Source organism: Candidatus Accumulibacter sp. ACC005, from assembly GCF_907163215.1.
In the GTDB taxonomy this organism is placed as follows: domain Bacteria; phylum Pseudomonadota; class Gammaproteobacteria; order Burkholderiales; family Rhodocyclaceae; genus Accumulibacter; species Accumulibacter regalis.
On sequence record NZ_CAJQUB010000012.1, the window covers coordinates 223164 to 247567 of the forward strand.

Sequence of the window (24404 nt, forward strand, 5' to 3'; positions counted from 1 at the left end):
GGTAACACTGGCCACACACCCTGAGGAATCGATGAAAGCAGTCTGGATCGTTGACGACGACAAATCAATTCGCTGGGTGCTCGAAAAGACCCTGTCCCGCGAGAAGATACCCCTGCGGAGCTTTTCCTCGGCCACCGAAGCCCTGTCCGAACTCGACGCCGGCGCCGAGCCGCCACAGGTGCTGGTCTCCGATATCCGCATGCCGGGGCAGTCCGGGCTCGAGCTGCTGCAATCGTTCAAGGAACGCTTTCCGGCATTGCCGGTGATCATCATGACCGCCTACTCCGACCTGGAGAGCGCCGTGTCGGCGTTTCAGGGCGGCGCCTTCGAGTATCTGCCCAAGCCCTTCGATGTCGATCAGGCGCTGGAACTGATACGGCGCGCGATCGGCGAAAGCATGCACCAGACCGGTGCGCCGAATGAAGTCGGCCTGGTGCCCGAGATTCTCGGCCAGGCGCCGGCGATGCAGGAAGTCTTTCGCGCCATTGGCCGGCTCAGTCAATCGAGCGCCACGGTTCTGATCACCGGTGAGTCGGGTTCCGGAAAGGAGCTGGTGGCGCGCGCCGTGCATCGTCACAGTCCGCGCGCCGAGCAACCGTTCATCGCCATCAACACCGCCGCCATTCCCCGCGATCTGCTCGAGTCCGAGCTCTTCGGCCATGAACGCGGTGCCTTTACCGGTGCGGCGGCGCAGCGGCAAGGGCGTTTCGAACAGGCCGAGGGAGGGACGCTGTTCCTCGACGAAATCGGAGATATGCCATCGGAGCTGCAGACGCGGCTGCTGCGCGTGCTTTCCGATGGTCATTACTATCGGGTTGGCGGCCATTCCCCCCTGAAAACAAAGGTCCGGATCATTGCCGCGACGCACCAGGATCTCGAGGAGCGAGTTCGCCAGGGGCTCTTTCGCGAGGATCTTTTTCATCGCTTGAACGTCATCCGCGTGCGCCTGCCCTGCCTGCGCGAACGGCGTGAGGACATTCCGATTCTGGCCCGCCACTTCCTGCAGAAAAGCGCCAAGGAACTCGGCGTCGAGGGCAAGCGTTTTTCCGAAGCGTCCTTGAAGCACCTCTGCGCGCTCGATTTTTCGGGCAACGTCCGGCAACTCGAGAATCTCTGTCACTGGCTGACGGTCATGGCCCCGGGGCAACTCGTCGAACTCGCCGATCTGCCGCCGGAGCTGCGTGAGGCGACGCCGGCGCTGGCGGCAAACGATTGGCAGAGCGCACTGGCCGCGGAAGTCGAGCGAATGCTGGTCAGTGACGCCGGGCAGGTGCACGAGAAGCTGACGCAGGCTTTCGAGCGGGTGTTGATCAACCGCGCGCTGGCGCACACCGGTGGACGCAGGATCGAGGCCGCGCAGACCCTCGGCATCGGTCGCAATACCATTACCCGCAAGATTCAGGAGCTCGGACTCGATGCTGGCAGCGCCAGTGGCGGGGAAGATCGCGAGGCCTGCGTGTCTCGATAATCGGCGATAATGGCGCCTTGTTCCTGATGACGAAGCCATGAACGAGTCCGCTCCCAGGTCGCCTGCCGCGTCGGTGACCGATCTTGCCACTGCTGCTGCCAGCGACGTTGCCACCAATGCCGGGAGCACCTGCCGCATCGATCCGCGCCACGTGCAATCCCTGCTCGGCGCTCTAAGCCCGCGTTTCACGGTCACGGCGCTCGCCGAGTGCGTTTCGACGAGTACCGTGCTCCTCGAACGCGCGGCTCAGGGCGCCCCGTCGGGCTCCGTTCTGGTGGCCGACCGGCAGACAGGCGGGCGCGGTCGACGCGGGCGAAGCTGGTTGTCGACGCCCGAAGCCAGCCTGACCTTCTCCCTGCTCTGGTGCTTCGACGGCGGTGTGGCGCGGCTCGCCGGCCTGTCCCTCGCCGTTGGTCTGGCGGTGGCGCGCGGTCTGGCGAACAGCGGTGTCGGCGGCGTCGGATTGAAATGGCCGAACGATATCCTTCTCGAAGGCGGCAAGGTCGGCGGAATTCTGGTCGATCTCGATACGGCAGCAACCAGCACGCGGGCGGTGATCGGCATCGGTCTGAATCTGCAGTTACCTCCTGACGGCAACGAAGAGTTTCTCCACCGGCCGGCAGCGCTGGCGCAGGTGATGGCGCCGGTCCCCGATCGCCAGCTGTTGCTGGCGCAGTTGCTGACCGACCTGGCAGAGATCATGGACCGTTTTGAGGACGGCGGTTTCGCCGCCCTGCGCAACGACTGGCAGGCGTATCACGTCTGGCAGGGTCGCCAGGTGCGCCTGCTCGACGGCGTGCTGGTCGATCGACAGGGGCTGTGCCTGGGTGCGGATAGCGACGGCGCACTGCTGCTGCAGACGGAAGCGGGCATCGAACGTTGTCTGTCCGGCGACGTGTCGCTGCGCGCCGCATGATCGTCGCCATCGATGCCGGCAACAGCCGCATCAAATGGGGGGTTCACGATGGCAGTGCCTGGGTTGACGGCGGCGCGCTGGCGACCGCTGACGTCGGCAGGCTGGCCGAAGTCGCTGACCAGTGGCCGGCGCATGCCCGCGGCGTCGTCTGTAATGTCGCCGGGCCGACAGTCGCGGAGAGCATTTCGCGCTTGTTTGCCGGCCGCCACGCCGACCTGGTTTTTCTGCACGCCAGTGCCGCCGCCTGTGGCGTGCGCAGCCGCTACGAGAGTGCGCAGCAACTTGGTGCCGACCGCTGGGCGGCGCTGATCGGCGCGCGCGCCGTTCTCGATAGCGCCTGCCTGGTGGTCTGCGCCGGAACGGCGACCACCGTGGATCGGCTCGATGTCGGCGGGATCTTTGCGGGCGGACTGATCCTTCCCGGATTCGACCTCATGTGTACGGCGCTGGCGCGTAATACGGCGCAACTGCCGCTGGCCGATGGCGTCTTCCGCGCGCTGCCGCGCAACACCATGGACGCCATTGTCAGTGGCTGCCTGCAAGCGCAGTTGGGCGCGGTCGAACGCATGTTCCAGGAAATCGCCGACGAACCCGCGGCACGCTGTCTGCTGACCGGCGGCGCCGCCCCGCGCCTGGCTGCGCACTTGAAGATCCCCTTCCGGTTGATGGACAATCTGATTCTCGACGGGCTGCGCCGCTTTGCCGCTTCGCCGGGGCGCTGAGCAGCGCTGCCTGCGCGATCTGTCGACCGACCCTTTGCCGGTGCCGCCCGCCCTCTGGCCGCGCCGGATCATCAACGCTTGATTTCAGGAGACCGCAATGGCCCTCATGGACTTCATCAAGAAGCAGTTCATCGATGTCATCCACTGGACGGAAGAGGGTGACGGACTCCTCGCCACGCGTTATCCGATGCAGGACATGGAGATTCAATACGGGGCGCAGCTGACGGTGCGCGATTCGCAGATCGCGGTTTTCGTCAATGAAGGGAAGATTGCCGACGTTTTTGCTCCCGGTTTGTACACGCTGACGACACGCACGCTGCCGGTGCTTACCTATCTGAAAAACTGGGACAAGCTTTTCGAGTCGCCTTTCAAGTCGGACGTCTATTTCTTCTCGACCCGGCTGCAGCTCGATCGCAAATGGGGAACGTCGAATCCGATCACCCTCCGTGACCAGGACTTCGGCATGGTGCGGATGCGTGCTTTCGGCATCTACTCGTACCAGCTGAACGATGCGCAGAAATTCTACAGCGAGATTTCCGGAACGCGAGCCGAATACACGGTAGAGGATCTTGACGGCCAGTTGCGCAACCTTGTGATCAGCTCGATGACCGACCTGTTCGCTGAATCGGGCGTGCCTTTCATCGATATGGCCGCCAACCAGGACGAGTTGAGTCGGGCGCTGAAGGCCAGGCTGGACGCGACCTTCGCTCGCTACGGGCTGCTCCTTGATCGTCTGGTCGTGCAGAACGTGTCACTGCCCGAGGAACTGCAGAAGGTTCTCGATACGCGTATCGGCATGAACATGATCGGCGACCTCGGGCGTTACACGCAGTACCAGGTGGCGAGCAGCATTCCGCTGGCCGCGGAGAATGAAGGCGGCATCGCCGGCATCGGCGCCGGTCTCGGTGCCGGGCTCGGCATCGGCCAGACGATGACTGCCGCGATGGGGTCGGCGATGACGGCCGCGACGGTGCCAGCCGCAGGCGCCTCGCCGCCCGCCGCGGATGAGATCGTGGCGACGCTGGAGAAGCTGCATGCCCTGGTCGGCAAGGGCGTCCTTTCGCAGGCCGAATTCGACGCCAAGAAGGCAGAGCTGCTCGGCAAGCTCGTCTGAAGCGGAGACTTCCGCAGAGATCGGCGTGGCGGCCGTCCCGGGCCGCGTGTCTGTCAGCGTGTGGCTGGGGCCAGTCCGGACCAGATTTCGTTGAGGTCGGGGAAGTTCCATTTGGCCGGGTCTTCGCGGCTGATGATCTTCTGCCGGCAGCCGGGGCGCGCGAGGTCGAATACTTCCGGAAGAATCCGGGCCTTGCGTCCGGTCGAGAAGAAGACCTTGACCTGAGGGCTGAGCAGAGACTTCGTGTTCTGCTCAATGACCACGCCGAGGCGGCCACAATTGAGCAGCACCAGCGAACCGATGGGATAGATGCCGATGCTCTTGACGAAGGCCTGAAAGACGGCGGGATCGAAATGGCCCTTGCTCCACTCGGCCATCTTGCGCAAGGACTCGGCGGGATCCCAGCCGGCCTTGTAGGGGCGGTTCGAGGTGATCGCGTCATAAACATCGCAGACCGCCGCCATCTTGGCGAAGATGCTGATCGCCGCGCCTGCCAGGCGCCTGGGGTAGCCCGAGCCGTCGTCCTTTTCGTGGTGGTGGAGGACGACGTCCAGCGCGACCGGGTCGACGTCGCTGCTCGGGAGCAGCATCGCGTGCCCTTTCTCCGGATGCTCCTTGACGATCGCGAACTCGGCATCGGTGAGCTTGCCGGGCTTGTTGAGGATTTCGAGCGGTATCGCCGCCTTGCCGAGGTCGTGCAGCAGGCCGGCGATGCCGGCAGAACGCACCTCTTCGTCGTTGAGTCCGAGTTGCCGGGCCAGGGCGACCATCAACGCGCAGACGGCAACCGAGTGCATGTAGGTGTAATCGTCCGCGGTCTTCAGGCGCGCCAGGCTGATCAACGCACCCGCACTGCGGCTCACCGAGTCCGATATCTCTTCGACCAGGCGCTGCGCGCCGCCGGTGTTGACCGCCTTGCCCATGCGCGCCTCTTCGAACATCGAGGTCACCGCCTGCCGGGACTTGGCGACGATTCTGGCCGCGCGCGCGAACTCTGCGGCACTCGAAACGCGTGCCGTGTCGCGCACGGCGCGCGCAGTCGCCACCTGTTCGACCTCGACACAGGCTTCCACCTCGGCGAGCGAAACGCCCGCCTCGCCTGGCGGCAGATCAAGGCCTTTGGCGCAATCGATCCACACTTCCCTGACGCTGCTGGCGCGGATGGTGTCGATGTCTTTCGCGTCGGTAATGACAAACGACGAACGCCAGAAGGGGTGTTCGAGCCAGGAGCCGCAGAATTCCTTGAGGTACATGCCGACAATAAGCTGCTGGACGCCGATTCGCTTGAGCATGGCGGGGTCTCGGTGGCGGCTCCACACTGGAGCCGACGACAGTCTACACTGTCTCCAGTCACAGGAAAGCGGCCGCGAGGGCTGCTTTCCTGACTTGTCAGCCCGGCTTCTAGAGGCCGGCTTCTGCGCGCAGGGCCGCCGCCTTGTCGGTGGCTTCCCAGGTGAATTCCGGCTCCTCGCGGCCGAAGTGGCCGTAGGCGGCGGTCGTGCGATAGATCGGCCGCAGCAGGTTGAGCGCCTGGATGATGCCCTTCGGGCGCAGGTCGAAGTGTTTGCCGATCAACGCAACGATGACCTCGTCGCTGACCTTGCCGGTGCCGAAGGTATTGACCATCAGCGATACCGGGCGGGCAACGCCGATGGCGTACGCCACCTGGACTTCACAGCGCTCGGCGAGGCCGGCCGCGACGACGTTCTTGGCGACGTGGCGCGCGGCGTAGGCAGCCGAGCGATCGACCTTCGACGGGTCCTTGCCCGAGAAGGCGCCGCCGCCGTGTCTGGCCGCGCCACCGTAGGTATCGACGATGATCTTGCGCCCGGTCAGTCCGCAGTCCCCGTGCGGGCCGCCAACGACGAAGCGGCCGGTCGGATTGACCAGATAGCGGGTTGCGCTGTTGAGCAGTTCCGGCGGGATGACCGGCTTGATGATTTCTTCGATCACGGCTTCCGAAATCTGCGCGTGCGAGACGTCCGGGTCGTGTTGCGTCGAGACGACGATGGTGTCGATCGAGATGGGTTTTCCGTCCACATAGCGGACGGTGAGCTGGCTCTTGGCGTCCGGGCGCAGCCACGGCAGGCGGCCGTCGTGGCGAACTTCACCCTGGCGTTGCATGAGCCGGTGCGCATAATGGATCGGCAGCGGCATCAGCGACGGTGTCTCGTTGCAGGCGTAGCCGAACATCAGCCCCTGGTCGCCTGCGCCCTGGTCGAGGTCGATGCCCTGGCCCTCGTTGACGCCCTGCGCGATGTCCGGTGACTGGCGGTTGATGGCCGTCAGGATGGCGCAGCTCTTGTAGTCGAAGCCGATGTCGGAATTGTCGTAGCCGATGCGACGAACCGTATCCTGCGCGATTTCGCGGTAGTTGATGTGTGCCTTGGTGGTGATTTCGCCGGAGATGACGACCAGTCCGGTCGACACCAGGGTTTCACAGGCGACCCGCGCGGGCGGGTCTTCGGCCAGAATGGCGTCGAGGATGGCGTCGGAAATCTGGTCGGCGACCTTGTCCGGATGGCCTTCGGAAACCGATTCCGAAGTAAAGAGGTGCTCTGTGCTCATGTTTCTGTCTGCTCCAATGGAAAACCCCGAAACGGCGGCGTTGCCGGCTCCGGGGTTCGAGCAGACGACGCTTTAGCAGTATTTTTTTGGCCGCTGTTACGGCTTCCCCGCCCTGCAAGTTGTCCTGATTAACTCGGCGGAGGGATAATTATAGTTTTTCTCTGCCGGGCGGGTCAAACGTCGGCAGCGACCGGATGGTTACGTGATTACACTTTTTCGCCTCTTCAGCCGCCTGCCGCTCGCCTGGCTGCATGCTCTGGGCTCTGTTCTCGGCTGGCTGACCTGGCTGCTGTCGCCAAGCTATCGCCGTCACCTGCGCGAGAACATGCTGCTCGCACTGGGCGACGTCGAAGCCCGACGTATCCGCTCGGCAGCCATCGCTGAAGCCGGCAAGGGGATGCTCGAACTGCCACGCATCTGGTTGCGGCCGCTCGCCGAGACCGCCAGCCGTGTCGTCGAGGTCTCTGGCTGGGAACTGGTCGAAGCGGCTTCGCGGCGGGGCAAGGGGATACTCTACCTGACGCCGCATCTGGGATGTTTCGAGGTTACCGCACAGTACCTGTCTACCCATGCGCCGATTACCGTTCTCTATCGGCCGCCCAAGCAGCCCTGGTTGCAAACGATGATCGAAGCCGGGCGCGCGCGCGCGCAATTGCACCTGGCGGCGGCCGATCTTTCCGGCGTTCGCGGCCTGCTCAAGGCCTTGAAGCGCGGTGAAGCGGTGGGCATGCTGCCGGACCAGGCGCCGCGGGCTGGCGAAGGGCGCTGGCTGGACTTTTTCGGCAGACCCGCCTATACGATGACCCTCGCCGCAAGGCTGGTCGAGACCGGGGCGAGCGTGATCATGGTCTGGGCCGAGCGCCTACCCGCTGGGAAAGGCTACCATTTCCATCTGCAGGCGCCGACCGAGCCGATCTGCGGCAGCCTCGAAGAGCGCGCGCAGAAGATCAACCAGCAGATCGAAGTGCTGGTCCGCCAGTGCCCCCAGCAGTACCTTTGGGGCTACAACCGTTACAAGCGGCGGCGCAGCAGCGAGGCTTTGCCGACGTCGGCAGAAGCTGCGCAGCAGGGCGCCCAGTCCGAGGCGCAGCGGTGAGTGCTTCTGGCCATCGTCGCTGCATGGCTGTTTCCGGCGCCGGGATTCCCTGATGCAGATCGCCTTCTGTTTGTACAAATACTTCCCCTTCGGAGGCCTGCAGCGCGATTTTCTGCGTATTGCCCTGGCTTGCCAGGCGCGTGGTCACGCCGTCAGGGTCTACACGCTGGAATGGCGCGGCGATGTTCCGGCGGGCTTCGAAGTGGTCCTGGTGCCCGTCAAGGCGCTGACCAATCAACGCCGTTATGCGAAGTTCAGTGGCTGGCTGGGTGACGATCTGGCCAGACGACCGGCCGACCGGGTCGTCGGTTTCAACAAGATGCCTGGACTGGACGTCTATTTCGCGGCCGACCCGTGCTTTGAGGACAAGGCGCGTACGCTGCGCGGTGCCCTCTATCGGATGACGGGACGCTACCGCCATTTTGCGGCCTACGAGCGCGCCGTTTTCGCGCCCGAGGCGTGTACCGAGATCCTGCTCATCTCGCCGCTGCAAAGGCCGTTGTTCGAGAAGTACTACGCGACGCCCGGCGAGCGCTTTCATCTCCTGCCGCCGGGGATCGCGTCCGATCGCCGCGCGCCCGGCAATGCCGCCGAGATCCGCGCCGCTTTTCGGCGCGAGTTCGCCCTGGCAGAAGATGACCTGCTCGTGCTGCAGATCGGCTCGGGCTTCAGGACCAAGGGTCTGGATCGCAGCCTGAAGGCTCTCGCCGCCCTGCCGGCGGCGCTCGCCAGCCGTTGCCGGCTGTTCGCCATCGGCGACGACGAGGCGAAGCTTTTTCATGCCCAGGCGCGGGCGCTCGGAGTGGCCGAGCGGGTACGCATCCTGCGCGGTCGCAGCGACATCCCGCGCTTTCTCCTCGGCGCCGACCTGCTCATCCATCCGGCCTACAACGAGAATACCGGCACCGTCTTGCTCGAGGCGATGGTCGCCGGCCTGCCGGTCCTCACCACCGCCGTTTGCGGCTACGCGCATTTCGTCAGTGATGCCGACGCCGGGCTGGTCGTTGCCGAGCCTTTTCAACAGGCGTCTCTCGACCGCCTCCTGGCGCAGATGCTGAGCGACGAGCCCGCGCGTCGGCAATGGCAGTCGAACGCCCTGGCGTTTGCCGAGCACGCGGACATCTACAGCAACGCCGAACGCGCTGCAGAGCTGATCCTGAAGGCTCCGCCTTGAGCGGCGGCGTGCTCGTCCTTGACGAGCCCTTTCGCTCGCTGTGGGCGGGGCAGGATCCCTTCGTTGCCGTCGAGGCCCTCGCCGGCGAGGTCTTCCGCGAACTCGAGGGGCGCCGCACCCTGCGCACCGAAATCGCCGGGCGTGGCTACTTCGTCAAGATCCATCGTGGCGTTGGCTGGGGCGAAATCGTCAAGAACCTGCTTTCGCTGCGCCTGCCGGTACTCGGCGCCGCGAACGAGTGGCGGGCAATCCGGCGCCTGAGCGAACTCGGCGTCGACAGCATGCACGCCGTCGCCTTCGGCGTGCGCGGCCGCAACCCCGGGCGGCAGCACTCGTTCATCATCACCGAGGAACTGGCGCCGACGCTCAGCCTCGAAGACTTCTGTTGCGCCTGGGCAAGTCATCCCCCCGGCGTGCGCCTGAAACGCGCGCTGATTGGTCGCGTCGCCGGCATGGCGGGAAAAATGCATCGGGGGGGAGTAAACCATCGCGATTTCTATCTCTGTCATTTCCTTCTGCACCTCGATCCCGCACCGACGGACGACCGCTTCAGGCTGTCTCTGATCGACCTGCACCGGGCGCAGCTGAGAAGGCAATTGCCGCGGCGCTGGCGCGACAAGGACCTGGCCGCACTCTATTTTTCGGCGCTCGACATCGGCCTGAGCAGGCGTGACCTGCTGCGCTTTCTGGGCGCTTATTTTGCCTGCCCCTTGCGGCAGGTTCTGCGCGATGAAGCGCCATTGCTCGCCCACCTGGAAAGAGAAACGCCTCGCTTGCAAGCGCGTTTCGAACGCAAGGTGGCGGCAGGGGAGATGACATGAGGAAGTGGTGGATAAATCCGCAGTACGCGAGCAGCGAAGCGGGCGAGCGCTTTGGCGACATCGACCATGTCTTTGCGCTGGATGGCGAGACGATGGCCCAGGATTCCCTGAGTCGGGTGCTGCGCGTCGGCGTTGGCGGCAAGCGCTACTACGTCAAACGCTACACTGGCAACGGCAAGAACCTGCGCCGTCGCTGGTTTGGCCTGCGGCGCTGGCTGGGGCCGCCGCGGGTGCGTGCCGAATGGCGCAACCTGCTGGCTTTTCGAGCCTGGGGCATTCCGACCGCAACCCTGGTTGCCTACGGCCTGGAACGGCGTTTTGGTGGCTTCCTTCGCGGTGCGCTGGTCACCGAGGAAATCCCGGATACCATGGATCTCGCCTACCTGGCGCAGAGCAACGATCCGCGCCTGGCCGATCGTGCCTGGCTGACCCAGGTCTCGCGACAGATCGCCAGGCTCACGCGGACTCTGCACGACGCCGGTTTCGCGCACAACGATCTGAAGTGGCGCAACCTGCTGGTCGATGGCGGACCGTCGCCGACCGTTTATCTGATCGATTGCCCGAGTGGCAATTACTATCGCGGCACGATTCTCGAGTACCGCATCGTCAAGGACCTTGCCTGCCTCGACAAACTGGCGAGCAAGACGCTTTCGCGCAGTCAGCGTCTGCGTTTCTATCTTGCCTACACGCGGAACTCGCGCCTGGACAATGGCGATCGGCAGCGAATCGCCAAGATCGTCGGCTTCTTCGATGGCCGAGACTAGGCGCGGCGGGCCAGTGCCCCGGCGCATGGGCGCGGCGGAAACCGGCTTGCCCGTGGCGAGCGATGCGGCAACGCTGCGCGCCGCCGGTCGCCAGCCGCCACTGCCGTTTTGCGTGGCCCTTGCCGACGGCCGCCCGTTGACCATGCACCGCCTGTTGCGCGTCCTTCCCGGCAAGCGGCTGGTTGGCGAAGCGGAACTCGACGGCCGGCGGGTGCTCGCCAAACTGTTCGTCGGGCGGCGCTGCGAAAAACACTGGCGGCACGAACGTGGCGGTCTCGATGCGCTTCGTCAGGCGGACGTGTCGACCCCGGAACTGGTCGTTGCGACGGCCATGGCCGCCGGCGGCTACGCTTTGCTGACGGTTTTTCTCGAACCCGCGCAGAGCCTTGCCGAAGCCTGGGCGGAAGTCTCTGAACGAGCTGCTGGGGACGCTGAAGCGCTGGCTGTCCTGGCGCCGGCACTGGGCATGCTTGGCCGTCTGCATGCCGCCGGCCTGGTGCAGGACGACCTGCACCTCGGCAATTTCCTGCGTCATCAGGGCCGGATGCTGGTCGTCGACGGCGATGCGGTGCGCGTGATCAGCCGGGGACAGCGCCTGCCGCCGGCGGACGCCGGCGCCAACCTGGCGGTTCTGCTGGCGCAGTTGCCACCAGTGTGGGACGGGCAGCTCGCCGCCTTGCTGCCGGCCTACACGGCCGAGCAGCCGTTGTTGCCCGAGCAGGCGGTCATGCGACGCAATATCGAACGCGTCAGAGCCTGGCGGCTGGGTGACTTCCTGGCCAAGACGGTGCGCGAGTGCACGCTGTTTGCAGTCGAGCACACCAGCGCGCGCTTCAGCGCCGTACGCCGCGAGGAAGCCGAAACGCTGGCTCCCGTGCTGGCCTCGCTGGCCTCGCTTGACAGCGCCGTGGCGAGCGGCAGGGTATTCAAGGACGGCGGCACGACCACGGTCGCGCGCATCGTGGTGAATGCGCGGCCGCTGCTCATCAAACGCTACAACCTCAAGAACCTGCGCCACGCGTTCGGCCGTCTGTGGCGTCCGAGTCGCGCCTGGCATTCGTGGCGCGAGGCGCATCGGCTGCTCTTCTTCGGCATCCCGACGCCAAGGCCGCTGGCGCTGGTCGAGGAGCGCTGCGGGCCGCTGCGCCGGCGTGCCTGGCTGATCTGCGAGTATTGCCCTGGCCCCAATCTGCTCAACCATCTGGCAGCGGATTGCGAGCCATCGCCAGCCGAGGCGAACGCCATCCGGGATCTATTCGGAGCATTGCGTCGGCATCGGATCAGTCATGGTGATCTCAAGGCGACCAATCTTCTCTGGGACGGCGAGCGCGTTCTGCTCATCGATCTCGATGGCGTCGTGCAGCATCGGTCGGTCGCCGCGTACGAGCGCGCGTGGCGGCGGGATCGCGCCCGCCTGTTGCGCAACTGGCCGTCGGCCTGTGCGCTGCGGCGCTGGCTCGACGAGCAGCTGCCGGCCGCCTGCGGCTGAAGCGACGGTTTGTGCGACTGACCCGCTCCCGGTGCTCGCCTGCGGCAGACGATCAGCCGGCGGCGGCCGGGGTGTTGTCCGCCGCCGGCTCGCCGAATTGCGTCGCGTGCAGGCGTGCGTAGTGGCCGTCGTTGGCCAGGAGCTCGGCGTGACTGCCGCGCTCGACGATGCGTCCCTGATCCATGACCAGAATCAGGTCGGCCTTTTCGATCGTCGACAGGCGGTGGGCGATGACCAGCGTCGTCCGGGCGGCGATCACCCGGTCGAGAGCGTTCTGAATATGGCGTTCGGACTCGGTGTCGAGCGCTGAAGTTGCCTCGTCGAGGATCAGGATCGGCGCATCCTTGAGCAGGGCGCGGGCGATCGCCAGCCGCTGCCGCTGGCCGCCGGACAGCATGACGCCGTTTTCCCCGACCATGGTCTCGAAGCCGTCAGGCAGACGGTCGATGAACTCGCGAGCGAAGGCGGCTTCGGCGGCGTTTTCGATGGCCTCGCGTGGCGAGTCGGAAAGGTCGCCGTAGGCGATGTTGCTGGCCACCGTATCGTTGAACAGCACCACCTGCTGGGTGACCAGGGCTAGATGCTGGCGCAGGTTGCGCAGCGTGAAGTCCTCGACGTCGATGCCGTCGATGAGAATCTGGCCCGAGTCGTGATGGTAGAAGCGGGGAATGAGATTGGCCAGTGTCGACTTGCCGCTACCCGAGCGCCCGACGAGGGCGACCATCTGTCCGGGTTCGATCGCGAAGCTGATCCGGTCGAGAACGCGCGCAGTGCTGCCCGGATAGACGAAGGACAGGTCTTTGACTTCGAGCCGGCCGCTGACTCTCTGCTTTTCGATGCGTCCGTTATCGGGCTCCGGCTCCTGGTCGATCTGGGAAAAAATGCTTTCGGCGCCGGCCAGCCCTTTCTGAATCGTCGAGCTGACTTCGGACAACTGGCGAATGGGCTTGGGCAACATCCCGGCGGCGGTGAGATAGGCGACCAGGTCGCCCGCCGAGGCGTCGCCGCGCAGCGCCAGGACCAATACCAGCAGGACAGCCATCGCGGAAAAGGTGACCAACTGCAGCGCCGGGGTGTAAGTCGCGCTCGTCCTGACCATGCGCAACTGCTTGGCGGTATTGTCCTCGCTGGCCACCCGGAAGCGCGTCGACTCGTAATTCTCGCCGCCGAAACTGCGTACCACACGGTAGCCCTGGATGGTTTCCGAGGCGACATGCGTCAGGTCGCCCATGGTCGCCTGGATCTTGAGGCTTTGCCGGCGAAACTTGCGGCTGGCCCGGGTCACCATCACGCCGATGATCGGCAGGATGGCCACCATCACCAGCGTCAGTCGCCAGTTCATCCACAGCAGGTAGCCGAAGAGGAAGATGACCGTCAGTCCCTCGCGAATGACGACCTTGATCGCGTCGGTCGCCGCGCCGGTGACCATGGTTACGTCGTAGGTGATTCGCGAGATCAGATGACCGGTGTTGTGTTGGTCGAAATAGCCATTCGGCAGGTGTAGCAGGCTGTCGAAGAGGGCGCGCCTGAGGTCGTGGATCAGGCCCAGCGAGACCCTCGCCAGGTAGTAGTTGCCAAGAAAGGAGCCGACCCCCTGCCAGGTGACGACAATGACCAGCAGCAGCGGTACGCCGTAGGTCAGGTCGAGGTCGCCGGTGAAGGCATTGGCGTGCCGCGTGACGCTGCTCGGTTCGTTCAGTTCGTCGACAAGGTACTTCAGAATCCCGGCCATCATCGGTTGCGACGAGGCGAAGATCATGTAGCCCACCAGGCTGATGGCGAACATGCCGAGAAACGGCCGCAAATAGCCGAGCAGGCGAAAATAGATTCGTAGCGAAGAGGTGGCTGCTTTGGCGGGCTTGCTGGCGGCGGTCAAAGGAACTCAGTCCACGGCTTCGCTATCGTCGACGGGAGACACGGGTTCTATTTCGGCCGGCGCGTTTTCCTTGTAGAACCATTCCCTGCCAGGTCCTTTGCCACCATCGGGAATGGCGACCGAGACGACTCCGTCCGGAGTGGGCAGAAACGACTCGGGGACATCCTTCAGTGCCTTGCCCATGTAGCTGATCCAGATCGGCAGCGCTGCCGAGCCGCCGGTCTCTCGCCGGCCAAGGTTCTTCGGTTGGTCGAAGCCGATCCACGCGCAGGCAACGACGGTTTGCTGGTAGCCGCAGAACCAGGCGTCGACCTGATCGTTGGTGGTTCCCGTCTTGCCGGCGAGGTCGCGCCGCTTGAGCGTCGCCGAAGCACGCGCCCCGGTTCCGTAGATGGTCACGTCGCGCAGCAGGCTGTCCATCAGGAAGGCGTTGCGGGGGTCGATCGCGCGCAGGCGTTCATCGCCGGCAGTCGTTGGCGCCGCCTGCGCCAGCAGCTGATTCTTGTCATCCAGTATCTGGCTGACGATGTACGGCCGAATGTGGTAGCCGCCGTTGGCGAAGATCGCGTAGCCGGCGACCATCTGCCAGGGGGTGGCCGCGCCGGCGCCCAGTGCCATGGTCAGGTAGGGCGGGTGTTTGTCGGCGTCAAAGCCAAAGCGCGTCACGTAGTCCTGGACAAAGCGCACGCCGCTCGCCTGCAGGAGACGGATGGAGACCATGTTCTTCGATCTGGCGAGCGCTCGACGAATGCGCATCGGCCCTTCGTACTTGCCGTCGTAGTTTTTCGGCTCCCAGGCCTGACTGCCCGTGACCGTTGCCGGGAAGCTGATCGGTTCGTCGCTGACCACCGAGGCGGGGGTGAAGCCCCGTTCGAGCGCCGCTGAATAGATAAACGGCTTGAAACTCGAACCCGGCTGGCGCCACGCCTGCGTCGTGTGATTGAACTTGCTGCGGTTGAAATCAAAGCCGCCCACCAGTGCGCGTATGGCGCCGTCGCGCGGATCGGCGGCCAGGAAGGCTGCTTCCACATCGGGCATCTGAACGATGCGCCAGTTGTCTTTCTCGTCGCTCTGAACGCGAATGACCGCGCCCCTGCTGAGGCGTTTGTTGGCCGGAGCCTTGTCATCGATCATGCGTGCTGCGAACTTCAGCCCCTCACCACTGAGGGTGACGATCTCGCCGCCCCGCCGGTAGGCTCGAATCGCCTTGCTGCTGGCTTGCAGGATGATCGCCGGGTGCATGTCTTCGGCGTCGGTGAAATCCTGCAGCAGCTCTTCGAGACCTTCGTCCTGTTCTGATTTGATCCGGCTGATGTCGACGTAGGCCTCGGCACCCCGGTAACCGTGGCGGCGGTCATAGTCGAGGACGCCTCGCCGCACGCTGTCGTAGGCGGCTTCCTGATCGGCCTTGAGAATGGTCGTGTAGACGCGCAGGCCGCGTGTGTAGACATCTTCCGGAAAACGCTCGGCGGCGATCTGGCGCGCCATTTCGGTGACGTACTGGGCGTGCATTGGCGTCTCGCTGACGTCGCGCTTGATCACCAGTGCTTGCGCCAGGGCCGCTTCGTGCTGCTCGTCGGTGATGAACCCCAGATCGTTCATGCGCCGCAGAACGTATTGCTGACGAATGCGCGCGCGTTTTGGTTTCGCGACCGGGTTGTCGGCCGAGGGGGCTTTCGGCAGCCCGGCAAGCATGGCCACCTCGGCGATGGTCAGGTCAGCCAGCGGTTTGCCGAAGTAGGTCTGCGCCGCAGCGGCGAATCCGTAAGCGCGCTGGCCGAGAAATATCTGGTTGATATAGAGTTCGAGAATCTGATCCTTGCTCAGGTTGTGTTCGATCTTGAAAGAGAGCAGCGCTTCGTAGAGCTTGCGGGTGTAGGTCTTCTCGGAGGAAAGAAAGAAGTTCTTGGCTACCTGCTGGGTGATCGTCGAAGCGCCCTGGCGTTTGCCGCCACCCACCAGGTTGGCTTGCAGTGCGCGCAGGATGCCCAGCGTGTCCACGCCGCTGTGCTGATAGAAGCGCTCGTCTTCGGCGGCAAGGATGGCCTGCTTCATGATCGCCGGAACCTCGTTTATGCTGACCACGGCGCGACGTTCCTCGCCGAATTCGCCGATCAGATAGCCGTCAGCGGTGTACACCCGCAGCGGCACTTTGGGGCGGTAGTCGGTAAGAATCTCCAGCGACGGCAGGTTCGGGTACGCCAGGCTGAGGACCACGGCGACCATGGCCAGGGCTATGGCGGCGAGGCCGGCAACAAACACGAGCGGGTACAGGATCCAGCGGAGGGCGGTAGGCAACACGGCGTCCGGAATGAAAGGCAGATCCCGCTATTATATTGGCGCGGCCGTGAAAAAGGCGTGAAGATCGGCGCGGCTAGGCTGTCCGGAGGCGAGCGGCGAAGCGCCGGAAGCGACGGTGCTGCCCTCGACGTCGCTGCCCGCTGCCGCCAGGGTCTTTCACGCTGGCCATCTCCTGGTCATGGTAAAGCGATGGAAAGCCAATAGTTTTAGTGGTTTACGCTACACTCCTGGCCTAATGAGCGATGTCCCCAGTAACAACCATGAAATTGCTTTACACGTCGGGAGCTTGTTGCTAGCATCTAAAGTAAAGTATCAATAAATACGCTAACTACAAATTTTTGAAGGGTTTTTTGTCGGAGGGTGGCGATTTGCAGCTTGATCTTTCGATCTTCAATCCCAAGGCGCGCTCCCTGATCGGTCTGGATATCAGTTCATCGTCGGTCAAGATGGTGGAACTGGCCAGCGACGCAAAAGGCGGTTACCGCGTCGAGCGTTATGCGATTGAGGTCTTGCCCAGGGACGTCGTCTCGGATGGCAACATTGTCAACCTGGAGGCTGCGGCCGAGTCGGTCCGGCGCGCGTGGAAGAGGCTGGCGACCGTGACCAAGCAGGTTGCCATTGCCCTGCCGGCGTCGCACGTCATTACCAAGAAGATCATCGTTGCGGCTGGCCAAAGGGAAGAAGAGCTGGAAGTGCTGGTCGAGTCCGAGGCTAACCAGTACATTCCCTTCGCGCTCGAAGAGGTCAATCTGGATTTTCAGGTTGTCGGGCCGGTGCCATCGTCTCCGGACGAAATCGAGGTGCTGATCGCCGCGTCGCGCAAGGAAAAGGTGGAGGACCGTGTCGCCGTTGCCGAAGCGGCCGGTCTCAAGCCTGTGGTGCTCGATGTCGAGTCCTATGCGGTACTGGCGGCATTCGAGCTGATCGAAAAACAGCTTCCCGAGGGTGGTCAGGGGCAGATTGTCGCCTTGGTCGATGTCGGTGCCAACGTGATGAACCTGACCGTCCTGCGCAACGGCCAGCAGCTTTACGTTCGCGAGCAGGCGTTTGGCGGAAACCAGCTGACGCAGGATATTGCTCGCCTGTTCAGCATGAGCTTCGAGGAGGCAGAAGCGGAAAAGCGCCGCAACAACCTGCCCGAGCAGTACGAAACTGAGCTCTTGCGGCCGTTTCTTGAGTCGATGGCGCTGGAGCTGTCGCGTGCCCTGCAGTTCTTTTTTACGTCGACCCAGTTCAACCAGATCAACCACATCGTTCTGGCCGGCGGCTGTGCGGTCATCGCCGGAGCCGACGAAGTCGTCGCGTCGCGCACGCAGATCAACACCATCATTGCCAATCCGTTTGCCAATATGCTGCTTTCCGATCGCGTGCGCACCAAGAATCTGTTGACGGATGCCTCGTCCTTGATGGTTGCCTGTGGTCTTGCGCTGCGGAGGTTCGACGAATGATCCGCATCAACCTCCTGCCGCATCGGGAAGAGAAGCGACGCGCGCGGCGACAGCAGTTCTATGCCCTGTTCGGCTTGATCAGCGTTCTTTCCGGGCTGATCGTCTTTCTCGTGTACTCCGTGATTGGCGGCTATATTGCCGCCCAGGACGCCAAGAACGCGTTTCTCCAGACCGAGATCGCCGTCCTTGACAAGCAGATCGATCAAATCAAGCGGCTCAAGGCGCAAAGCGACGCCCTGATGGCGCGCAAGCGGATCATCGAATCCCTGCAGCGCGACCGGGCGGAAGCCGTGCGCTTGCTCAGCGAGCTCACCAAGCAGATGCCTGAGGGGGTGTATGTTCGCTCGCTCAAGCAGGTCGGGCAGAGCATCCATCTGATTGGCTACGCGCAGTCGAGCGCTCGCGTTTCGACGCTGATGCGCAACATCGAGGCGTCACCGTGGCTTGAGAAACCTCGTTTGATCGAGATCAAGGCGGTGCTGGTTGACAAGCGTCGCCTCAACGAATTCAGCATGTACGCCTACCTGAAAAGGGCTGCTGCGGGCCAGGAGGGGCAGAAATGAAGAAGCCCGAGCTGCCATCGATCGATTTCCGCGAGATGCTCAGAGACTTCGAGAATCTCGATCCACAGGATCCCGGGGCGTGGCCCGTTGCGCCGCGGGTGACCGTGCTGGTCGGCTTGTTGGTGATCCTCCTGCTCGCTGGCTGGTGGTTTGTCTGGGCTGACCAGCTCGACGCGCTGGAGAGCAAGGGTCACGAAGAGCAAAGGTTGAAAGACCAGTTCGTGGCCAAGAAGATGCAGGCCGTCAACCTCGACCTCTACGTTCAGCAGCTGGATGAAATCGACCGCTCGTTCGGTGCGCTGCTCAAGCAGCTGCCCAACAAGTCCGAAGTAGAGGCGTTGCTGGTCGAAGTCAACCAGGCGGGGATGGGCCGGGGCCTGCAGTTCGATCTCTTCAAGCCCGGTAGCGAGCAGGTGCAGGATTTCTATGCCGAACTGCCCGTCGACGTGCGCCTGACGGGGACCTACCATGACTTCGGTGCTTTCGCGGGAGATATCGGCAAGCTGTCCCGAATTGTCACCTTGAACAATATCTCGATCGTCGACAACCCGCAGCGCAAGGATGGAAGCCTGGTGCTCGATGCAGTTGTCAAGACTTTCCGCTATCTCGATGCGGAAGAACTGGCGGCGAAGAAGAGGGCTGCCGAGGCGGCGGCCAAGGGTGGCAGGCGATGAGCAAACTCCTTGCCTTGCTGGCTAGCGCCTTTGTGGTCGCCTGCTCGAGCGGCGATCATGACGATATCCGCGAGTGGATGAGCACGGTCGCGCAGGATGCCAAAGGAAAAATACCGCCGCTGCCGGTGGTCGAAGCCTACGAGCCCGTGCCCTACGACGTGGGCGACCTGATCGACCCGTTCAAGCCAGCCAAGCTGGGGTCGGATACCAGAAAGGGCGGTGGTGGCTTCAAGCCTGATCTCGACCGACCCAAGGAACCCCTGGAGCTGTACCCTCTGGAATCGCTGAAGTATGTCGGCGTGATGACCAGGGCAAAGGTGTCGTATGCCATCATTCAGGTCGAGAGCGCCTTGTATCAGGTCAAGATCGGCAACTACATGGGGCAGAACTTCGGCGTGGTGGTCGACGTTTCCGAATCCGAGGTGGTTTTGCGAGAGCTTGTTCAGGATTCCGCCGGTGATTGGGTGGAGAGGACGAGCAGCCTGCTGTTGCAGGAAAAGGGAGCGAAGTAAATGAAGCAGATCAGACAATACCTTCTCGGCCTGGTCGGAGCCGTGCTATTGACCTCCGGGATGGTCAGCGCGCAGGACGCTGGCTCGAATTCGATCGAGTCGATGAATGTCATTCAGCAGGGCTCGGTGCTCAACGTCAAGCTCACCTTCAAGGAACCATTGAAGGTATTGCCACCGGCATTCAGTGTCGCCAAACCTGCGCGCATCGCCTTCGATTTTTCGAATACGACCAACGGCCTGGGCAGATCGAGTCAAGCGTATAACGAGGGCGATCTGAAGAGCGCCAATATCGTCCAGGCCGAGGACCGCACGCGCCTGGTCCTGAACCTGCACAAGCCGATGACCTATGAAGCGACCATTGAAGGCAACAGCCTGCTGCTCGCTCTGGTGCCGAGCGCCACGACGCAGGGCGCCACCGCCGCCGTCGAGCATTTCGCCAAAGCGCTCCCGTCGACCAGCGCGAACACCGTTCGCGACATCGTCTTCCGGCGCGGCAAGGACGGCGAGGGCCGGATTACCGTCGATCTGAGCGACGCCAACGCCGGTATCGACATCCGCCAGCAAGGCGCGAATCTGGTCGTCGATTTCGCCAACGTGACGGTTCCGGGTGCGCTGCAGAAGAAGCTCGATGTGACCGATTTTGCCACGCCGGTGGTAAAGGTGAATACGGTTCAAAAAGGGCCCAATACGCGCATGACGATTACCCCGCAGGGGCTCTGGGAGCACAACGCCTACCAGAGCGACACGCAGTTCGTCATCGAAGTCAAGCCGATCATCGAGAACCCGAACAAGTTGGTGCAGGGGAGTCGCGGCGGCTATCAGGGCGAAAAGCTGTCGCTCAACTTCCAGAACGTCGATGTCCGCCGCCTGCTGCAGGTGATCGGTGAGTTTACCGGCATGAACATGGTGGTCAGCGATTCCGTCGGCGGTGCGATTACCTTGATCCTCAAGGACGTTCCCTGGGATCAGGCGCTGGACATCATCATGCAGCAGAAGGGCCTCGACATGCGCAAGAATGGCAACGTCATTCTGATTGCGCCGCGCGAGGAGATCGCGACCAAGGAAAAGCTCGACTTCGAATCGAGAATACAGATTGGTGACCTCGAGCCGCTGGTGGCCGAGAGCTTCCAGATGAACTACATCAAGGCCGACGCGGTGCAGAAACTGCTCATCGACCCCAAGCAGACCGTGCTGTCCAAGCGTGGCAGCGCCGTTGTCGAGGAGCGCTCGAACATTCTCTTCGTCAAGGACACGCCGAGCCGCCTGGACGAAGTGCGAGCGATGATTGCCAAGGTCGACATCGCCGCTCGGCAGGTAATGATCGAAGCGCGGATCGTCGAGGCTGGCGACAGTTTTGCGAAGAACCTCGGCGTCCGCCTGGGCTGGCGGCAAACCTTCCCCGACGGCGCGGTCAGCATCGGAGGGGGAGCCGTCAGTGGTCAGCTTGACATGGGCGGAACGCAGGTCAACCTGCCCGCGACGCCGCGGACCGGAAACGCCGGTACGCTGAACTTCCTGCTCTTCAACAACGCCCTGACGCAGTTCCTGACGGCCGAAATTTCCGCGCTCGAAGCCGACGGTCGCGGCAAGGTGATCTCCAGTCCGCGCGTGATGACCGCCAACCAGGTTGAGGCGATCATCGAGCAGGGCGTGGAAATTCCTTATCAGCAGGCGACCAGCTCGGGTGCCACCAGCGTCTCGTTCCGGAAGGCCAACCTGGCGCTGAAAGTAACGCCCCAGATCACGCCGGATGGGAAGATTTCCATGAAACTGGACGTCAACAAGGACACCCCGAACACCCGTCTGTCGACCGGCGCCGGTGTGGCCATCGACACCAAGCACGTCAAGACCGAGGTTCTGGTCGAGAACGGCGGCACGGTCGTCATCGGTGGCATCTACACGCAGGAAACCCGCAACAACACCACGCGAATTCCGTTCTTTGGCGATCTTCCCTACATTGGCTTCCTGTTCAAGAACCGGGAGATCATCGACGACAAGACAGAACTGCTGGTCTTCATCACGCCGCGGATCGTTGCCGACAACCTCTCGGTACGCTGACCGGGGCTTGGCGAGCACGCGAAGCCGGCGTCGAGCCGGCTTTTTTCCGGCCCGCCTCGGTTATTTCAGCTTGCGATAGAATGGATCGGTGAACATCGCGGACGAGAAACGCAACGTCTACCTGGTTGGCCTGATGGGGGCCGGGAAAACGACGATTGCCAAGGTTCTGGCGAGACGGCTGGCTTACCAGTTTGTCGACTCCGACCACGAGATCGAGGCTCGTACCGGCGTCAGCCTGCCGACAATCTTCGAGATCGAGGGTGAGCAGGGATTTCGCAAACGCGAGGCACAGGTCATTGCCGACCTCGCCTCCTTGTCCGGCCGCGTCGTGGCCACCGGCGGCGGTGCCGTGCTGCGCCCGGAGAACCGGGAGCGCTTGCGCGGCAGCGGCCTGGTCATTTACCTCGACGTGCCACTGCAAACCCTCTGCGAGCGCACGCGACACGACAAGAACCGGCCGCTGTTGCAGGTCAGCGACCCCCTGCTGAAACTAAAGGAGCTGCACGAGCAGCGCGACCCGCTCTATCGAAGCATCGCCGACCTGGTGGTCAGCGGATCTCGAATCAGTGCGCAAGCGGTCCTGCAACTGCTGGTCAAGGAAATGGAAAAAACATGGAAACGCTGAGCGTCGCCCTTGGTCACCGCGCCTATCCGATTCATGTCGGGCGCGCGCTGCTCGACAAGAGCGAACTGTTGCTGCCCTTCCTTCGCCAAAGAAAGGTGGCGATCGTCACCAATACCACCGTCGCACCCCTGTACCTCGAGCGCCTGTCGGACTCGCTGCGTCGTGCCCGAGTCGAAGTCGTCGAAATCATCCTGCCCGACGGCGAACAATTCAAGGACTGGCAGACGCTGAACCTCATCTTTGACGTTCTCCTGCAGCGCCGTTGTGAGCGGTCAACGACGCTGTTGGCGCTTGGCGGCGGCGTCGTCGGCGACATGACCGGTTTTGCCGCCGCGTGTTTTCAGCGCGGCATACCATTCATCCAGGTTCCGACCACCTTGCTCGCCCAGGTCGATTCGTCGGTGGGCGGCAAGACGGCGATCAACCACCCGCTCGGCAAGAACATGATCGGTGCCTTCTATCAACCGAAACTGGTCTTGACCGACACCGACACCCTGACGACGCTGCCCGATCGTGAGCTGAGCGCGGGGCTGGCCGAAGTGATCAAATACGGTCTGATCCGCGACCTGCCGTTTTTCGAATGGCTGGAAGAACACCTCGAACGCCTCCTGCTGCGCGAGCCGGCGGCGCTCGCCGAGGCCATTTCCCGTTCCTGTCGCAACAAGGCGGAAGTGGTCGTTGCCGACGAGCACGAGAGCGGCGAGCGGGCCTTGCTCAACCTTGGCCACACCTTCGGGCACGCCATCGAAACCGGTATGGGCTATGGCGAATGCTTGCATGGAGAAGCGGTCGCCGCGGGCACCATGATCGCCGCTCAACTCTCGTTGCAACTGGGCTGGATCGGCTCGTCCGAGCTCGACCGCATCGAGCGGCTGTTTCGGCGGGCGGGATTGCCGGTGTCCGGCCCGGCGCTGGAAGTCGAGCGCTACCTCGCGCTGATGCAGCACGACAAGAAGGTGCGCGACGGCAAGCTTCGCTTCGTCCTCCTGCAAGGAATAGGTCAGGCGGTGGTCAGCGACGCGGCGGCGCAGGACGAAGTCAGAACGGCGATCCTGGCGCGGTCCCCGCATGCCTGAGCTCGTTGCCTACGCCGTAAGCGCTGAAAACTCGCGCGGCCGGCGCTACCCGGACACCGAGCCGCTTCATCGCAGCGAGTTTCAGCGCGATCGAGACCGGATCGTGCATTCGACGGCCTTCCGTCGGCTTGAATACAAGACGCAGGTTTTCGTCAATCACGAAGGCGACCTCTTCCGTACGCGCTTGACGCACAGTCTCGAGGTCGCCCAGATTGCCCGTGCCATCGCCCGTTCGCTGGCGCTCAACGAGGACCTTGTCGAAGCCATTTCGCTCGCCCATGACCTCGGCCACACGCCCTTTGGCCACGCCGGGCAGGAGGCGCTGAACGAGTGCATGCGCGATCACGGCGGCTTCGAACACAATCTGCAAAGCCTGCGCATCGTTGATACGCTCGAGGAGCGCTATGCTGCATTTGACGGACTCAACCTCTGCTTCGAGACGCGCGAAGGAATCGTCAAGCATTGTTCCCTGGAAAACGCCCGCCAGCTGGGTGAGGTCGGTGAACGCTTCCTGGTGCGCCGGCAGCCGTCGCTGGAAGCGCAGATCTGCAACCTTGCCGATGAAATCGCCTATAACCACCACGATGTCGACGACGGCTTGCGTTCGGGGCTGATACGGGTCGAGCAGCTCGAAGAGCTGCGCCTTTTTGCGCGCCACGTCGCCGACGTCCGGCGGCTCCATGCCGCCGTTGGCGGGCGCCGTTTGATTCACGAGACGATACGGCGAATGATCAACGCCCAGGTTTGCGATCTGATCGAAACGACCGCCGCCAAGATCCGCCAACATGCACCGCGTGACCTTGCCGAGGCCAGGTCAGGGCCGGCCCTGGTCGCTTTCTCGGACGAGTCCTTTCAGGCGCAGCGGCAAATGAAGCACTTCCTGCGCACGCAGCTCTATCAGCACTATCAGGTCTTGCGAATGGCCAGCAAGGCGCGGCGTATCGTCAGCGATCTGTTTGCCGCCTTCAGCAGCGACCCGCGCATGTTACCCCCGCAGTATCAGCTGGCTGGCGAGGGCGATCAGGCGCGGCAGGTCGCCGACTATATTGCCGGGATGACCGACCGTTATGCCATCAAGGAGCATCGGCGCCTGTTCGCGGTCGGCGAGGGCTGACGCCGGTCGCGCGTGCGCAGCAAAG

The 24404-nt window shown here is 63.4% G+C and carries 21 protein-coding genes; 17 read left to right on the plus strand and 4 right to left on the minus strand.

Going from position 1 to position 24404, the window contains the following annotated elements; genetic code table 11:
- Window positions 1–31: 31 nt before the first annotated feature.
- From ntrC to QZ613_RS14865, 4 genes are all read left to right on the plus strand, one after another.
- Window positions 32–1468, plus strand: a complete 1437-nt coding sequence (ntrC, locus tag QZ613_RS14850) for a nitrogen regulation protein NR(I) (RefSeq protein WP_043569206.1) — start codon at window positions 32–34, stop codon at window positions 1466–1468.
- A 37-nt stretch (window positions 1469–1505) separates the two neighbouring features.
- A complete protein-coding gene (locus tag QZ613_RS14855) occupies window positions 1506–2384 on the plus strand; it encodes a biotin--[acetyl-CoA-carboxylase] ligase (protein ID WP_291863380.1) in 879 nt (292 codons plus the stop codon).
- The gene (locus QZ613_RS14860; protein ID WP_043569205.1) at window positions 2381–3106 is read left to right on the plus strand and encodes a type III pantothenate kinase; all 726 of its coding nucleotides are present in this window, start codon (window positions 2381–2383) and stop codon (window positions 3104–3106) included. The genes QZ613_RS14855 and QZ613_RS14860 overlap by 4 nt, the downstream gene beginning before the upstream one ends.
- Window positions 3107–3203: 97 nt before the next feature.
- Entirely contained in the window at window positions 3204–4220 is a 1017-nt protein-coding gene (locus QZ613_RS14865; RefSeq protein ID WP_043569204.1) for an SPFH domain-containing protein, read from the plus strand.
- A 53-nt stretch (window positions 4221–4273) separates the two neighbouring features.
- Here the strand turns inward: QZ613_RS14865 and QZ613_RS14870 are convergent, their stop codons facing one another.
- Together QZ613_RS14870 and metK are read right to left on the minus strand one after the other, a co-directional pair.
- Entirely contained in the window at window positions 4274–5512 is a 1239-nt protein-coding gene (locus tag QZ613_RS14870; protein WP_043569203.1) for an HD-GYP domain-containing protein, read from the minus strand.
- A 109-nt stretch (window positions 5513–5621) separates the two neighbouring features.
- Entirely contained in the window at window positions 5622–6788 is a 1167-nt protein-coding gene (metK, locus tag QZ613_RS14875; protein WP_043569202.1) for a methionine adenosyltransferase, read from the minus strand.
- A 202-nt stretch (window positions 6789–6990) separates the two neighbouring features.
- Here metK and QZ613_RS14880 point away from each other — a divergent pair, with 202 nt between their 5' ends.
- From QZ613_RS14880 to QZ613_RS14900, 5 genes are read left to right on the plus strand one after another with little or no spacing between them, the layout of a single operon-like run.
- Complete coding sequence (locus tag QZ613_RS14880) at window positions 6991–7884, plus strand: lysophospholipid acyltransferase family protein (RefSeq protein WP_043569201.1); 894 nt, start codon at window positions 6991–6993, stop codon at window positions 7882–7884.
- A 52-nt stretch (window positions 7885–7936) separates the two neighbouring features.
- A complete protein-coding gene (locus QZ613_RS14885; protein ID WP_043569200.1) occupies window positions 7937–9058 on the plus strand; it encodes a glycosyltransferase family 4 protein in 1122 nt (373 codons plus the stop codon).
- Window positions 9055–9879 (plus strand): lipopolysaccharide core heptose(I) kinase RfaP, encoded by an 825-nt coding sequence (gene rfaP, locus QZ613_RS14890; protein WP_291863386.1) that lies wholly within the window; start codon window positions 9055–9057, stop codon window positions 9877–9879. The genes QZ613_RS14885 and rfaP overlap by 4 nt, the downstream gene beginning before the upstream one ends.
- Window positions 9876–10643 carry a lipopolysaccharide kinase InaA family protein gene (locus QZ613_RS14895; protein WP_043569199.1) on the plus strand — a complete coding sequence of 256 codons (768 nt, stop codon included), beginning with the start codon at window positions 9876–9878 and terminating at the stop codon, window positions 10641–10643. The genes rfaP and QZ613_RS14895 overlap by 4 nt, the downstream gene beginning before the upstream one ends.
- Window positions 10630–12132, plus strand: coding sequence for a lipopolysaccharide kinase InaA family protein (locus tag QZ613_RS14900; protein ID WP_291863388.1), 1503 nt, complete (start codon window positions 10630–10632; stop codon window positions 12130–12132). Before QZ613_RS14895 ends, QZ613_RS14900 begins: the two co-directional genes overlap by 14 nt.
- A 52-nt stretch (window positions 12133–12184) precedes the next feature.
- Here the strand turns inward: QZ613_RS14900 and msbA are convergent, their stop codons facing one another.
- A complete protein-coding gene (msbA, locus tag QZ613_RS14905) occupies window positions 12185–14008 on the minus strand; it encodes a lipid A export permease/ATP-binding protein MsbA (RefSeq protein WP_043569197.1) in 1824 nt (607 codons plus the stop codon).
- A 6-nt stretch (window positions 14009–14014) separates the two neighbouring features.
- The gene (locus QZ613_RS14910; protein ID WP_291983048.1) at window positions 14015–16306 is read right to left on the minus strand and encodes a penicillin-binding protein 1A; all 2292 of its coding nucleotides are present in this window, start codon (window positions 16304–16306) and stop codon (window positions 14015–14017) included.
- Between the two features lie 371 nt (window positions 16307–16677).
- Between QZ613_RS14910 and QZ613_RS14915 the strand changes: the two genes are divergently transcribed.
- The 8 genes from QZ613_RS14915 (at window position 16678) to QZ613_RS14950 (ending at window position 24379) form a co-directional block, all read left to right on the plus strand.
- A complete protein-coding gene (locus tag QZ613_RS14915; RefSeq protein WP_291863392.1) occupies window positions 16678–17757 on the plus strand; it encodes a pilus assembly protein PilM in 1080 nt (359 codons plus the stop codon).
- Window positions 17754–18320 carry a PilN domain-containing protein gene (locus QZ613_RS14920; protein WP_043569196.1) on the plus strand — a complete coding sequence of 189 codons (567 nt, stop codon included), beginning with the start codon at window positions 17754–17756 and terminating at the stop codon, window positions 18318–18320. The genes QZ613_RS14915 and QZ613_RS14920 overlap by 4 nt, the downstream gene beginning before the upstream one ends.
- Window positions 18317–18994, plus strand: a complete 678-nt coding sequence (locus QZ613_RS14925; protein WP_043569194.1) for a type 4a pilus biogenesis protein PilO — start codon at window positions 18317–18319, stop codon at window positions 18992–18994. The genes QZ613_RS14920 and QZ613_RS14925 overlap by 4 nt, the downstream gene beginning before the upstream one ends.
- Window positions 18991–19506 (plus strand): pilus assembly protein PilP, encoded by a 516-nt coding sequence (locus tag QZ613_RS14930; RefSeq protein WP_043569192.1) that lies wholly within the window; start codon window positions 18991–18993, stop codon window positions 19504–19506. The genes QZ613_RS14925 and QZ613_RS14930 overlap by 4 nt, the downstream gene beginning before the upstream one ends.
- Window positions 19507–21564: a type IV pilus secretin family protein gene (gene pilQ, locus QZ613_RS14935; RefSeq protein WP_043569191.1), complete on the plus strand. Its 2058-nt coding sequence runs from the start codon at window positions 19507–19509 to the stop codon at window positions 21562–21564.
- Window positions 21565–21697: 133 nt separating this feature from the next.
- Complete coding sequence (locus QZ613_RS14940) at window positions 21698–22189, plus strand: shikimate kinase (RefSeq protein ID WP_043569233.1); 492 nt, start codon at window positions 21698–21700, stop codon at window positions 22187–22189.
- Complete coding sequence (aroB, locus tag QZ613_RS14945; RefSeq protein ID WP_043569190.1) at window positions 22177–23265, plus strand: 3-dehydroquinate synthase; 1089 nt, start codon at window positions 22177–22179, stop codon at window positions 23263–23265. The genes QZ613_RS14940 and aroB overlap by 13 nt, the downstream gene beginning before the upstream one ends.
- On the plus strand, window positions 23258–24379 hold the full coding sequence (locus tag QZ613_RS14950) for a deoxyguanosinetriphosphate triphosphohydrolase (RefSeq protein ID WP_043569189.1): 1122 nt from the start codon (window positions 23258–23260) through the stop codon (window positions 24377–24379). Before aroB ends, QZ613_RS14950 begins: the two co-directional genes overlap by 8 nt.
- Window positions 24380–24404: the final 25 nt, after the last annotated feature.